The 13,857-nt window shown below is 41.4% G+C and carries 11 protein-coding genes and 1 pseudogene; 9 read left to right on the top strand and 3 right to left on the bottom strand.

Going from position 1 to position 13,857, the window contains the following annotated elements; translation table 11 throughout:
* Nucleotides 1-133: 133 nt before the first annotated feature.
* Together ACQV1I_RS03050 and ACQV1I_RS03055 are read right to left on the bottom strand one after the other, a co-directional pair.
* Nucleotides 134-877: a hypothetical protein gene (locus tag ACQV1I_RS03050; protein ID WP_116335243.1), complete on the bottom strand. Its 744-nt coding sequence runs from the start codon at nt 875-877 to the stop codon at nt 134-136.
* A 115-nt stretch (nt 878-992) separates the two neighbouring features.
* Nucleotides 993-1,976 carry a glutaminase gene (locus ACQV1I_RS03055; protein ID WP_438769936.1) on the bottom strand — a complete coding sequence of 328 codons (984 nt, stop codon included), beginning with the start codon at nt 1,974-1,976 and terminating at the stop codon, nt 993-995.
* 754 nt (nt 1,977-2,730) lie between these two features.
* Between ACQV1I_RS03055 and ACQV1I_RS03060 the strand changes: the two genes are divergently transcribed.
* The 9 genes and pseudogenes from ACQV1I_RS03060 (at nt 2,731) to ilvA (ending at nt 12,218) form a co-directional block, all read left to right on the top strand.
* Nucleotides 2,731-2,901 carry a hypothetical protein gene (locus ACQV1I_RS03060; protein WP_161555138.1) on the top strand — a complete coding sequence of 57 codons (171 nt, stop codon included), beginning with the start codon at nt 2,731-2,733 and terminating at the stop codon, nt 2,899-2,901.
* 528 nt (nt 2,902-3,429) lie between these two features.
* Nucleotides 3,430-4,668: a stalk domain-containing protein gene (locus tag ACQV1I_RS03065; protein WP_094701545.1), complete on the top strand. Its 1,239-nt coding sequence runs from the start codon at nt 3,430-3,432 to the stop codon at nt 4,666-4,668.
* 171 nt (nt 4,669-4,839) lie between these two features.
* Nucleotides 4,840-5,400, top strand: coding sequence for a sugar O-acetyltransferase (locus tag ACQV1I_RS03070; RefSeq protein ID WP_018673535.1), 561 nt, complete (start codon nt 4,840-4,842; stop codon nt 5,398-5,400).
* Nucleotides 5,401-5,715: 315 nt separating this feature from the next.
* Nucleotides 5,716-6,231 (top strand): annotated as a pseudogene (locus ACQV1I_RS03075) (collagen-like repeat preface domain-containing protein); the annotation flags it as partial.
* Nucleotides 6,214-7,398, top strand: a complete 1,185-nt coding sequence (locus ACQV1I_RS03080) for a BclA C-terminal domain-containing protein (protein ID WP_438769938.1) — start codon at nt 6,214-6,216, stop codon at nt 7,396-7,398. The pseudogene ACQV1I_RS03075 and the gene ACQV1I_RS03080, both read left to right, overlap by 18 nt.
* 548 nt (nt 7,399-7,946) lie before the next feature.
* On the top strand, nt 7,947-8,447 hold the full coding sequence (locus tag ACQV1I_RS03085; RefSeq protein WP_116335241.1) for a GNAT family N-acetyltransferase: 501 nt from the start codon (nt 7,947-7,949) through the stop codon (nt 8,445-8,447).
* Nucleotides 8,448-8,472: 25 nt separating this feature from the next.
* On the top strand, nt 8,473-8,799 hold the full coding sequence (locus ACQV1I_RS03090) for a YnfA family protein (RefSeq protein ID WP_116335240.1): 327 nt from the start codon (nt 8,473-8,475) through the stop codon (nt 8,797-8,799).
* A 174-nt stretch (nt 8,800-8,973) separates the two neighbouring features.
* Entirely contained in the window at nt 8,974-10,362 is a 1,389-nt protein-coding gene (locus ACQV1I_RS03095; protein ID WP_116335239.1) for an L-cystine transporter, read from the top strand.
* A gap of 596 nt (nt 10,363-10,958) precedes the next feature.
* A complete protein-coding gene (gene ilvA / locus ACQV1I_RS03100) occupies nt 10,959-12,218 on the top strand; it encodes a threonine ammonia-lyase IlvA (protein ID WP_094701582.1) in 1,260 nt (419 codons plus the stop codon).
* Between the two features lie 83 nt (nt 12,219-12,301).
* Here ilvA and ACQV1I_RS03105 read toward each other — a convergent pair whose 3' ends face one another.
* Nucleotides 12,302-13,723, bottom strand: a complete 1,422-nt coding sequence (locus ACQV1I_RS03105) for an amino acid permease (RefSeq protein WP_116335238.1) — start codon at nt 13,721-13,723, stop codon at nt 12,302-12,304.
* Nucleotides 13,724-13,857: the final 134 nt, after the last annotated feature.

The following is a 13,857-nucleotide window of genomic DNA, read 5'->3' on the forward strand; positions in this document are numbered from 1 at the left end:
ACTTTTGAATGATTATATAAAACTGATCATTTCTATGAAAGAAGAGATCGGAAAGGAGTATAAAAGCTTCCATTTCCAATTATACAAAGATGAGCCGTTGAGTGAAACACTTTAAAAGGCGTTCTATTCGGAGTTATTGTTTGTCTACTAACGTTTTAGCCAACTGTATCATTTGCTGGTGTACCTTCTCATTCCGTCTATCTTCATTAACAGAGTAAGCGATCTGATACAAAATCCCTTGATGATAAAAAATAATCTCGTCTGCTACAGTATTGTGTAAGTGAACGGAGAGTGCAGATTCATCCCAATCATAGTAGGAATAGACAATGGAGCTAGGTGTTGTTTTGATGTGTTGAAAGAGAGGAACTCCATTTTGGGCTTTCTCGATACGAACCTCATTTCCGATTATATCTACTGATTTGGAGGTATGTTGATTGGTCCTGTCTATTGTAGCGAAGGGGTCTTCTTTACTCTCGGTCATTCGCAAGATGACAAATTCATTATTGGCTTTATCATACTCGTCTCTTTCTTTTACATAAGTTAGCTGAACTTGCTGGAAAAGTTCTTTTTCATGCCCTTGCTGAAAAGTTACTAAAAAGGCTAATTCTTTTCCTACAGGGAAAGGGAGATTGGACGTATCGATAAGCTGATTTACAGGCTTCATCTGTGTAGGCAGATAGGAGGCAATCTCTTTTGGGGTTACTGGCTGGAAATAGGTAACATTTTTAATGTTGTGAAAGAGCGGGTTATGCTCACTTCTAGCAAATCCACTTCCTTGTACTGTTGGAAGAAGGTGATCTTGTGAACAGCCGAGCAGGCTGAATGTAATTGCAAACAGGAGTAACAGTGATCGGATATTTTTACGCTGACGTACCATAATGCCGCCACCTTTTTATTCTACATAATACCATTTTCTGTATATGTATGTATGGAAGTAGCATAAAAAAGACTCCGATCGTATCTATCGGAGTCTAACCTACTTTTCTCGTTGTCTAAAATATACTCAAATCCCATTGCTGAGCCATTTCTTTTAGCAAGAGGGAACCAGCTACGCTATTGCCAACCTCATCGATCGAAGGGCTAAAAATCCCGATTCCACAACCATCGGCAAAAGGTAAGTCACGGGAACGATAGCGAGGTGGTACGGCGGATAGGATGCCTCCAGAGACCCCACTTTTCGTTGGAACACCAACAAAGGCAGCGAATTTACCAGACGCGTTATACATTCCGCATGTTAGCATTAAGGATTTGGTGAAACGAGCTACGTCCTTAGGAATCACTTGTTCCTGACGAATCGGATGGTAGCCGTCCAGAGCCAGAATTAAGCCAATCAGGGCTGTATCCTTGGTCGTTACCTCTAGGGCGCACTGTTTTAAATAAACCTCAAGGGCACCCTCCACATCTCCATCTAAGAAACCAATATCCTTCAGATAATAAGCCAAAGCTCGATTGCGGTGAGCAGTATTCCATTCTGACTCGAAAACCTCTTCATTTAGCATGGGAGCGGTACCAATTAGTTGGATAAACAGCTTATTAAGTGAATTCATTTTCTGGGCAACAGAATCACCAGCGAGCATGGATGAAACTGTAATGGCTCCTGCATTAATCATCGGATTGTAGGGACGCCCCGGTTTGCTCATTTCTAATCGAATAATGGAATTAAAAGCATCGCCAGTAGGCTCTGCATCAACTCGCTGCAATACATGAGGAATACCATATTCTATACATACCGCGACCAGACTGAGTACTTTTGAGATACTTTGCAATGTGAATGGTGCCTCACAATCACCAGCGGTAATCATAGTTCCATCTGTACCTATTACAGTAACGCCTAGCTGATGAGGGTTCATATTGCCTAGGGCAGGTATATAATCAGCGCACTTCCCTTGGGAAGTTGCTTCTTTAAATTGGTCGATCCAATGTAACAATTGAGAGGATACTTGCTGATGTTGCTCTGTTTCTGACGGTGCCAAGATACTTGGGCTCATCTCAGATGTTCCCCTTTCATTATAAAAATAACTTTAATAACATTCCAAGACAGGGGCACTGCCAGTTAGTATGGCCCACATTCTCGTGTTCATATGAATTGTGGTAGGAATCTGTCAACTCAATGTGTCGTGGAATTCTATTTTAAAGTCATAGCTGTGTAACAGCAAGTATATTTCAGTAAAATACTTATTTTTTCTCAAAAGAGGAAGGGAGATGGAAAAAATAGAAAAAGCCACCATTATAGGCAGCTTTATGGTTTCCATATTGTAGTTGTCCCACATGACTTCATGTCGGTGTTTTATAACCTTATTCGAATTCTTTCTCCCTTACGACATTTTATCTGGAAAAAGATAGATATAGCAATTTGAACCTCAAAACAACGAAAGCCCTACCTCTCTTCCGTCCTTACGGCTCCAATGACCGTGCCAGTGTGAATCGGGTAAATCAAAAAGCTTGCCTGTAAAATGAATCGCTTCTTTGTAAAAATAGTTTTTGGACGTGAGATTTGAAAAACAGGTGAGAGTAATTCATTTCGAGGAAAAAAGAATTGGTTGGGTGAAGGTAAAAAAATCATCTTTAATATGAAAAACACAAGAATAATCATAACATATAGATAAAAAAAAAGCAAATTCTATTAAAAAAATAAAAAAATTTTAGATATGTGTAATTTTACAGCGTAACATTTGTGATTTTTTGGTATGATCTACAATAAGCCAATAAAGACAAAGAAGTAGGCGGCCTATGATTACGGAGCTGGAGAAACAGGATTTTCTAAAGCTTCAATTGATTTTGAAGCCAGAATGTAACTTGTTCTTCAAAGCAGTGATTGAAGGTACCAATCCGAAAGACTTGTCTTTGTTGACGATCCAGACCAAACCTACCTCTGTGGTTACAAGGCATTGGAGAATTTAACTTAGTCGCAAACTTAGCTAATTAGTTATTTTAGCAATGTGAAACGAATTCGTTGATGAACAGATTTCAGCTACTTTTCGAAATAGATCATTTCGAGTTGAATTGTTACAAGACTCCGCTCTTCTAAAAATAAAGGGTTCTTGTTAAAAAAGCTGGAGCTGTTCTGGGATTCCTAAGGGGCCTTTATGCAGATAGGGTATGGCTGGAGCATTGTTCATGAACAATTGATCGTGAGCATATGTTATGTCAGCATTTGTATCAGGAAAACCCCATTCTATTAAAATTGAAACCTTACCGTCGTTCTGTTGTGGAAACCTTGCTATGTTATTAAAGTAAGGTTACCCATTTGTAAAAAATACAGAAGAGCTTTACTGGAGTGTAGCAAGGGTAATGATGCTACGGCTACATTGGCGAAAAGTGTTGGATTGGTAAAGGATTCGGAATATAGATTGAATGAGTTTGCATGTGCAAATGATGGCGAAATAGATAGACAAAAGAAAAAAGGATAAGGACAGGGAGAAAATAGAGATGAAAATATGGGTAAAGACATTCTTGCTATCTGGATTACTGCTGTTGCTATTTAGCCTGCAGCCGTTCCAGTCCTTAGCAAGTGGTAATTCGAAAATTTTGTTAGATGGTTATCCATTAACCTTTCCGGTACAGCCCCAGTTAGTAAAAGGAACAACTTTAGTACCGTTCCGAGCGATTGCAGAAGCGATGGGAATTCAGGTGCAATGGGAAAATGCAACACAGACGATCGTTGCTACTAAATCAAATGGCACAACTGGAACAGAGCTTCGACTACAAATCAACAATGCTACTGCTTATGTGAATAATCAACCAATCACATTGGCTGTAAGTCCTACGTTGTACAAGGGAAGTGCATTAATCCCATTGCGGGTCTTCAGCGAGCAATTTGGGGCTACGGTTAACTGGGACGGGGCTAACCAAACTGTATTACTGCAATCTCCACCAAAGGATATATATACCATGGCTTTCTATGCCATTTCTTCATTTAGTGAGCGACAACTTATCCCTTCCTTTGATGCAGTGTCCTTTGGATGGGCAAGAATCAATGAAAAAGGGGAATTTACACTTCAGGGCAAAGATTTTTATTGGCCTCAATCAGCAGGAGATGTAACACCAGAGGGGATCGTAAGTGAGGCAAAAGCAGGTGGAACACAGCCTTATTTCATGGTTTTTTCTACGGATGGCAAAGGTGAACTGATGAAAATGCTTCAAACCGAGCAGCTACGCCAACAAACGATCGATGGAATTTTACAAGCTGTGCGTAATCAAGCATTTGAAGGGGTTGCCTTAGATTTTGAGGGCTTGGGCTTGAGCGGAGATATCGAGCTTGAGAAACGTATGTATACAGAATTTGTTGGGCAACTAGCTTCTGTGTTGCATCAGGAAGGCAAAAAGCTGTCACTGGTGTTGCATCCTCCTAACAGTTCTTATAAAGGCTACGACTATGCACAATTAGGTACTTTAGCAGACGATTTGATTATCATGGCCTATGACTACGGACAAAAAGGACAGCCGGAGAATTTGGACAAAGTCAATGAGGCTATCCAGCTTGCTTTAAAGCTGGTACCAAAAGAGAAACTGATCCTGGGTATCTCTATGGGGAGTGAAAATGCTAGTACCATTAACAGTAAAATTGGTTTAGCCAAGCGATACAATTTAAAAGGTGTTTCGCTATGGCGAATTGGGCTGATTGGACAGCCTACGTACTTGGAAATGAAAAAGGCTGTAGAGATGTAAGGATCGGTTCTTTTATCCAATCTAACAATGATCAGTAATAACCAAATCCATCCCTGATAATTATTGAAGGGATGGATTTTTCATAACGTTTATTGCTGTACCAATATTTATTTTATTCGTGATAACATGACTGTGACTGTATTTGTGTGTAGAAATAAGGAGAGTGACGTAATGAAAACAGAAAAACAAAAGATGGTAGACGGTGAATTATACGACGCCTCTGATGTAGAGTTGTGTGAAGAACGTCAACAGGCTAGTAGGTTGACGAGGTTGTACAATCAGTCGTTGGAAACCGAAAAGGAAGTACGCAAGGGTATATTATCTCAGCTATTCGGCTCGAAAGGAGAGGATTGTATCATTCAACCTAACTTTCGATGTGATTATGGATACAATATTCATCTGGGAGAACATTTCTTTGCCAACTATGATTGCATCATGCTAGATGTTTGTGAAATACGTATAGGCGAGCATTGTATGCTGGGGCCAGGTGTTCATATTTATACGGCTATGCATCCTCTACACCCTTTAGAACGGGCGAGTGGTCTGGAATATGGTAAACCGGTCGTTATTGGCAATCATGTATGGATTGGTGGGGGGGCTATCATTAATCCAGGTGTTAGGATTGGACATAATGTGGTTGTCGCCTCAGGAGCAGTCGTAACGAAAAACGTGCCGGATAATGTTGTCGTTGGTGGAAATCCAGCAGTGATTATTAAAGAGATTATGTCTTAAAAAAGATAGAGAATGAATGAATCAATCTATCATCACTACTATTGCCACAGAGTTAATTACATAAGTGAAGAAGCGTCTAAATCATAAATTTGGGCGCTTCTTTTTTTTGGATAAAGATGTATTGGATTGCTATTTGATTGGATAAAGGTACATTTTTTTTAAAAAAAGTTTGTTTACACAATTCCATTTTTAAAAAAATGAATACTGTAAAGGAGAAAGGAAGGTGTTATTGGGTTGGATAATCGTTTTGAAATTGACAAGATTTACGAAAGCATTATTCAAACAGAATTAGATCTTTATTTAAGAAGAGACCCATTGTTTGCACATAAACATTGCAGCTCGAGTTCTAGCTCTTCTAACACTTGCAGGTCAACCTTTATTTCCTTTATTCAAGGTCCGACAGGTCCAACCGGTTCAACAGGCCCAACAGGTCCAACGGGTCCAACAGGCCCAACCGGTCCAGGAAGCGGCCCAATTTCGATACCACCAGGACTAATTCCTCCCTTTATTTCACTGCTAAATGGTTTAATTACCGCAGTACCAGCTGTTTTTGCAGAGCCAAGTCCAGATAACATCGCCGCATTGGTACAACTATTGCGAGGATTAAGTACGTTTGGAACTCAGGCTGGTCTTAGTCCTGGCCAATTGGCAGAATTAAATTCTGTCATTACCGGATTACTAACTATATTAAACACGCAGCCATTTAACCCAAGTGCTTTTGCTACTGAATTCCAATCCTTACTCAATACGCTGCTAGAATTTACTTTACTCTTCCAAGTAGACCCAGTCACATTACAAACTCTTTTAAGTTTATTGCAGCAGCTTCAAATCATTCTAACTAACCTTACACCGTCTGGGGCAACCGGAGCGACCGGGGCAACCGGGGCGACTGGGGCAACCGGAGCGACTGGAGCAACCGGAGCGACTGGGGCAACCGGAGCAACCGGAGCGACTGGAGCAACCGGAGCGACTGGGGCAACCGGAGCCACCGGAGCGACTGGAGATACCGGAGCGACCGGAGCAACCGGAGCAACCGGAGCGACTGGGGCAACCGGAGCGACCGGAGCAACAGGGGCAACCGGAGCCACCGGAGCGACTGGGGCAACCGGAGCCACCGGAGCGACTGGGGCAACCGGAGATACCGGAGCGACTGGAGCAACCGGGGCAACTGGAGATACCGGAGCGACTGGAGCAACCGGGGCAACTGGAGATACCGGAGCAACCGGAGCCACCGGAGCGACTGGAGCAACCGGGGCAACTGGAGATACCGGAGCAACCGGGGCAACTGGAGATACCGGAGCGACTGGAGCAACCGGGGCAACCGGAGCAACCGGAGATACCGGAGCGACTGGGGCAACCGGAGCCACCGGAGCGACTGGAGCAACTGGAGATACCGGAGCGACTGGAGCAACCGGGGCAACCGGAGCCACCGGAGCGACTGGAGCGACTGGAGATACCGGAGCAACCGGGGCAACCGGAGCCACCGGAGCGACTGGAGCGACTGGAGATACCGGAGCCACCGGGGCAACCGGAGCCACCGGAGCGACAGGCCCAACCGGTCCAACAGGCCCAACAGGCCCAACAGGAGCACTTGCTACCCAAACTTTTGCGTTTGCAGCCAATACGAGTGGTACCGAAATTACTGTATTGCTAGATGGTACGCTTGTTCCATTCCCTGACGCTCAGGATATTGGACCGGGCATTACAGTCAATGCAACCAATGATACATTTACTGTAGCAGCTGCCGGTAACTATCTCATTGCTTATTCCATTAACATTAATGTGGCACTTCTTGTAAGCTCGCGTATCTTAGTAAATGAAGTTCCAGTAGCGGGTAGCGTTGTTTCACCGCTAGTTGGTCTAACTTCATTCGAAGCACAGGTAATTGTTCCTGTACCAGCTGGAGGAACCATTCAGGTACAACTATTCGGTTTAGCAGCGGTAGCAACCTTAGCCACGACTATACCAACGAGTATTACGATTATTCGTTTAAGCTAGATCAAGATTTGTATGTAAAAAAGCTGCCCTTCTGAAATATGGAGGGCAGCTTTATACATATCCTAGTATATAGTACTTCGTGAACAGTTGAGAAATTTCTACAAATTTTAATCTTGCTAATTTGTGTGAAATTAGGAAATAATAGGTATATACCAACTTGCTAGACTCCTCTTGTGTTTTTACTCCTATTCACTTAACTACCATCAGCTTCTCAATGCATAAAGCAAACGAGAACGAGCATACAGACAAGAATTTCCTGATGAAATAGATAGTATCTAAATTCGTAAAGAAGCTTTCTAATGTTTACACATAAATCATTTGTTACTTTTATCATGCTTTTTTTACTAGAATATATCTATACAATATCTCTATAAATAAATATATAATTATTTACACATATAATTGTAAGGAAGAGTTGAATATCCCGAATAATTATAATATAGTGCCAATTATAATAGGAAGATATATAAGTATTTGAGAGGTATCTTTGTTTGGTTTTGCTACGTATTACATAAGGGATGGAAACTATTGAAAAGAGGTGACAGGCGATGTTTCGATTAGAAACAAACAGAATGATCTTGCGAAAAATGGATTTATCAGATGTGGAAAGATTAAGCCGGATATTTACTGACCCTATCGCCATGCAATTCTATCCTGCTACAAAAAATGAAGAGGAGACGGTTGCGTGGATCAAGTGGAATCAGGGGAACTATGAGAAATATGGGATAGGCCTTTGGATTGCTGAGAATAAACAGGATGGGGAATTTATAGGGCAATGTGGCTTGGTACCTCAAGAAATTAATCTTCAACAAGAAATTGAGATTGGCTATTTGATTGTCCGAAAATATTGGGGACAAGGACTGGCTACAGAATGTGCGATTGCTTGTAGAGAATATGGTTTCCATAAACTCGGGTATGACCGTTTGATTTCTCTTATTGATAAAAGGAACGTAGCAGCCAGACGCGTAGCAGAGAATGTTGGTATGACATGGAAAAAAGAAATTAGCAAATGGAATAAAACGATACAATTATATGGTATAAATAAATAAAAGACATCCTTCAAGGAGGAGATCATTGTTAGTAGCAATTCTCTTATTTATCACAGCTGGTCTGGCTGAGATTGGTGGCGGTTATCTTATCTGGCTATGGTTACGAGAAGCAAAACCAGCCTGGTATGGTCTTGTAGGGAGCTTAGTTCTTATCGCGTATGGGATTGTTCCAACTTTGCAAAAATTCCCTACATTTGGACGGGTATACGCAGCTTATGGTGGTGTATTTATCATTCTAGCGATTATTTGGGGGTGGTTAGTGGATAAAAAGACTCCAGATATGTATGACTGGCTCGGAGCAACGATTTGTATAGTTGGTGTGGCTGTTATTTTGTGGGCGCCTAGATCATAGAGGCATGGTTTCTATCTTTTTTACAGATAGGGGTCATGCCTATTTATATGGTATTTTCAAAAAAAATATGGTAAAGTTTAAATCCTACTTTACATATAGGAATTAATGTATTATAACTTGAATATGCTTTAGTTACCTTCATGAGAATTTATCAGAAAGAACGGAGGGAATCCATTGTCAACAGTTTGGATTTTACTTAATATTGCTATCATGTTACTCATTATTTTTGGACTATATACCATGCAAAAGAAACATATTTCTTTTTCGAAGCGTGTATTTACTGCATTGGCTGTTGGGATTGTCTTCGGAGTTGGTTTACAACTTATTTATGGGGCCAAAACAGACATTGTAAAAGATTCTATAGAATGGTTTAATGTCGTAGGTAAAGGCTACATTAAGCTTTTACAGATGATTGTAATGCCACTGGTATTTATATCTATTTTAGCTGCTTTTACAAAGGTTAAGCTCACGAATAATATTGGTAAAATCAGTTCTTTAATTATCGGTATCCTGATTGCAACAACTGCATTAGCTGCCGCTATTGGGATTGGAACAACACTTGCTTTTAATTTAGAAGCTGTGCAAATTCAGCAAGGTGATCAGGAAACATCTCGGGCTGCTCAATTAGAAAAAACGTTTGGCCAAATTCAGGATTTATCCCTTCCTCAAAAAATCGTGGAATTATTACCAGCTAACCCGTTCCTTGATTTAACAGGACAACGTTCTACATCTACGATTGCTGTTGTTATTTTTGCTGCCTTGCTTGGCGTTGCGTTCTTAGGTGTAAAGGGGAAACAACCAGAACACGCTACATTCTTTGCAAAAATTGTAGATACATTTTACACGATTATTATGCGAGTAGTGAGCATTATTTTGCGCTTAACTCCTTATGGGGTACTAGCTTTAATGACAAAAGTAACAGCTACCAGCGATTACTTAGCAATTCTCAAATTAGGGAAGTTTGTTCTGGCGTCCTATGTTGCGATTCTGATTATGTTTGTGGTCCATCTGATTTTACTCGCTATTACTGGACTTAACCCTATTTCTTATTTGAAAAAGACGTTTTCCGTTTTGACATTTGCGTTCACTTCACGCTCAAGTGCCGGAGCTTTACCATTAAACGTAGAAACGCAACGTGATAAATTAGGAGTACCGGAAGGCATTGCTAACTTTGCTGGATCTTTCGGTTTGTCCATCGGGCAAAATGGTTGCGCAGGTATTTATCCAGCAATGCTAGCTGTGATGATTGCCCCTACAATTGGAATTGATCCATTGACACCTTCCTTCATCGTAACTCTCATTGCTGTCGTAGCGATTAGTTCTTTTGGAGTTGCAGGTGTAGGTGGTGGAGCTACCTTTGCTGCACTTTTGGTACTATCTACAATGAACATGCCAATTGCATTAGCTGGTTTGTTAATTTCTGTAGAACCATTAATTGATATGGGGCGTACAGCTTTAAATGTGAGTGGAAGTATGGTAGCAGGTGTGGTTACTAGCCGTGTAACAAAGGAATTAGATACCACTATTTATAATGAACAAATGCAGAAACAAGTAGAGGTGTAAGGAAATTACGGCCTTTTCTTACAGCCTTTTTGCTCTGTTTCTTTATCAAGTGTCGCCTTGAGACAAATACTTTGTCCTTGGCGGCACTTTTTTTGTAAGGTTGACAAGCCTGTGACATCTCACTATAATTCTGAACAATAAGTATTTGAATGTTATGAAAAAATATGGATGAAGCCGTGAAGAGGAAGAGTAAAAGAAAGCTCTAGTGTCAGAGAGCCGTCTCAATGTGCTGCAAAGATGGTCGCTATCTTTCCTTGAAAATCACCTCAGAGCTTTGTTGTGGAACAGATTAGAGCATGAGTAGGATCAGATTAAACACCGAACTCTCCGTCTCTGGGATCATTAGTACATAACAACGAATTGTCCACGTTATCGGACTAAAGTCTATTCCAACCTGCTCTCTCGTGTGTGAAGATGGATAGCTCTAGATGTGAGTACCATGGATTGAGGTGGAATAAGACTTGTGGAGTCCGTTTTTGTGAAAAAACGGAGAATGCTCAGTGGTATCGCGACTCTCGCCTAAGCAATGGAAGTAAACTGCTTTCATGCTAGGCGAGTTTTTTTGTTATCGAAAAAATAGAGAGGCGGAGAAACTGATGAATGTAACAACCAGCAAACTAACCATAGAAGATATTCTGGTGGCGAGCCATCTATTGCGAGAAGTTATTGTCAAAACACCTCTGCAGCATAATACGGTTCTGTCAGAAAAATACCAATGCAATGTGTTCTTAAAGCGGGAGGACTTACAGGTCGTTCGTTCATTTAAATTGCGTGGCGCATATTATCTCATGCGTACGTTATCGGAAGAGCAAATGAAACGCGGTGTCGTTTGTGCTTCCGCGGGTAATCATGCACAAGGGGTTGCCTATTCCTGTAAAGCCTTAGGAGCGCGTGGCACGATTTTTATGCCTAGCACAACACCTCGCCAAAAGGTGTCTCAGGTGAAGTTATTCGGCGGTGATTTAGTAGAGATTGTATTGATAGGCGATACCTTTGATGATTCTTTTTCTGAGGCGATCAAATATGGTAAAGAACATGATATGACATTCATTCACCCTTTTGATCATGAAAAAATCATTGCGGGTCAAGGTACGGTTGGAATGGAGATTCTAAATGATATGACAGAAGCATTGGATTACCTTTTTGTAGGTATCGGAGGGGGAGGCCTAGCAGCAGGTGTTGGAACATGTGTCAAAGGGATTAGCCCTTTAACAGATGTCATTGGGGTAGAGCCTCAGGGAGCGGCTTCTATGAAGCAGTCCTTTAAAGAGAATCAGGTGGTAGCTTTACAAGAGATTGAGACATTTGTGGATGGAGCTGCGGTCAAGCAAGTGGGGCAACTCTCATACGAACTATGTAAAGAGGTTATCGACGACATCGTCACGGTACCAGAGGGAAAAGTATGCAGTACAATCCTTGATTTATATAATCAAAATGCAATTGTAGCTGAGCCTGCTGGTGCACTTACCATCGCGGCATTGGATGAGTACAAGCATAAAATTAAAGGGAAAAATGTAGTCTGTATCGTCAGCGGAGGGAATAACGATATTGATCGTATGCAAGATATTAAGGAGCGTTCTCTAATCTATGAGGGACTCAAGCATTACTTTATCATTAACTTTCCTCAACGTGCGGGGGCCTTGCGAGAATTTCTTGATGAAGTACTAGGGCCTACAGATGATATTACTAGATTCGAATATACTAAGAAAAATAATAAGGATAATGGACCTGCATTAGTAGGCATCGAATTAAAACAAAAAGATGATTATGGGGCATTAATGGAACGGATGAAACAAAAAAACTTCCCTTTTATGGAAATCAACCATAATCCAACCTTGTTTAACCTGCTGATTTAGCATCAGCGGTTGCAGGGTTTTTTCATTAGGGGAAAAAGTAAAGCCCTCGATATGTGCATCAGAGGGCTACGTATAAATGGTAGCTAGATGATGTGGTACGTTTTATCATCCTCTGGCGGGTTATTCGTCAGGGGCTTTCTTTTAATCCGTAGGAAGTAATAGAGTAAGCAGAAAAGAGCGAACACTCCACCGCAATATAAGGCGATTCGCTGATCTTTATCAAATGCTAAGCTGATAAGTACAACTAGATTGAGGGTCAAACTAATTAGTGGCAGGATCGGATAAAACGGGGTCCGGAATTTGAGATCACGTAACTTCCCGCCATTCTTTAAATAATGTTTACGGAATGCTAATTGAGAGGCAGAAATTGAAATCCAACCTACCTGTGCTCCTAATCCTGCAAGCGAAATCAACCAGAGATATACGGTATTTTCAGCAAACACACTAGAAAGCAAGGATAACAGGGAAATGGAAAACGTGAGTAACAGGGCGTTCATTGGGACGCCTTTTTTGTTTACTTTTCCAAGTGTTGGACTGGCCATATCTGTTTTAGATAAAGACCACAGCATCCGAGTGGCTGCGTATAAACCAGAATTAGCTACGGATAGTAATGCCGTTAGGATAACAAAATTCATCATATCGGCGGCATATGGAATACCAATTTTGTCGAATACCATGACGAATGGGCTTTCAACCACTCCTGCTTGTTGATGGGGAATTAGACCAGCTAGAATGGTGATCGCTAACACAAAAAAGATGAGTGTCCGCCAAACGGTAGCCCGAATTGACTTTGGAATGTTTTTCTCTGGATTGTCACTCTCACCAGCGGCAATGCCAATAAGTTCTGTTCCTTGAAAGGAAAAATTCACCGTTATCATTGTGAGTAACAGACCAGTAATTCCATTAGGTAGCCAAGAGGTTTCAGCAAAATTACTTAGCATGGGGGCAGTCTCACCACTACGGAATGGGATCACACCAAACATTGCTGCTCCGCCGAGCATGATAAAGGCTAAAATAGCCGCTACCTTGAAACTGGAGAACCAGAATTCGGTCTCACCAAAAGCTTTGGCTGAAAGGGCATTGAGTAAAAATAGTACAATGCCAAAAATAGCGCACCACATCCAGACCGGTGAATCTGGGAACCATCGTTGCATGAGTAGACCAGAAGATAGAAGCTCTAAGGCTACTGTTACAGCCCAGCCCAACCAGTATAGCCACCCAATGGTAAAACCCATTGCTGGACTAATAAATTTAGTTGTATACGTCTGGAACGAACCAGACACAGGCATAGCAACCGATAATTCACCTAGGCATAGCATGGTGAGATACATGATAAAGCCACCTACAAGGTAGGAAATGACGGCTCCGATCGGACCTGCTTGGCTAATGGTATAGCCGGAGCCCAGGAAGAGTCCTGTACCAATAATTCCGCCGAGTGAGATCATAAATAAGTGTCTACTTTTCAGCGTACGTTGCAATTCATGAGAGGAACGTTGTTGGGACATGTCCATCTCTCCTTTCTCTATGATCTCACAGTGAGAATGAGATGTATGCGTTTACAAATTAAATATTATGAAACATTCGTACCAATTCTAATTTTCTGAATTATAAAGATAAATAAAAGGGCATGCAAAAAAAA

The sequence above is a fragment of the Brevibacillus sp. JB24b genome, assembly GCF_051713385.1.
Taxonomy (GTDB): domain Bacteria; phylum Bacillota; class Bacilli; order Brevibacillales; family Brevibacillaceae; genus Brevibacillus_B; species Brevibacillus_B laterosporus.

Coding starts and splice junctions, on each gene's coding strand:
- ACQV1I_RS03050 (WP_116335243.1), bottom strand. CDS start 877: ATGGTACGTCAGCGTAAAAATATCCGATCACTGTTACTCCTGTTTGCA.
- ACQV1I_RS03060 (WP_161555138.1), top strand. CDS start 2,731: ATGATTACGGAGCTGGAGAAACAGGATTTTCTAAAGCTTCAATTGATT.
- ACQV1I_RS03065 (WP_094701545.1), top strand. CDS start 3,430: ATGAAAATATGGGTAAAGACATTCTTGCTATCTGGATTACTGCTGTTG.
- ACQV1I_RS03070 (WP_018673535.1), top strand. CDS start 4,840: ATGAAAACAGAAAAACAAAAGATGGTAGACGGTGAATTATACGACGCC.
- ACQV1I_RS03085 (WP_116335241.1), top strand. CDS start 7,947: ATGTTTCGATTAGAAACAAACAGAATGATCTTGCGAAAAATGGATTTA.
- ilvA (WP_094701582.1), top strand. CDS start 10,959: ATGAATGTAACAACCAGCAAACTAACCATAGAAGATATTCTGGTGGCG.
- ACQV1I_RS03105 (WP_116335238.1), bottom strand. CDS start 13,723: ATGTCCCAACAACGTTCCTCTCATGAATTGCAACGTACGCTGAAAAGT.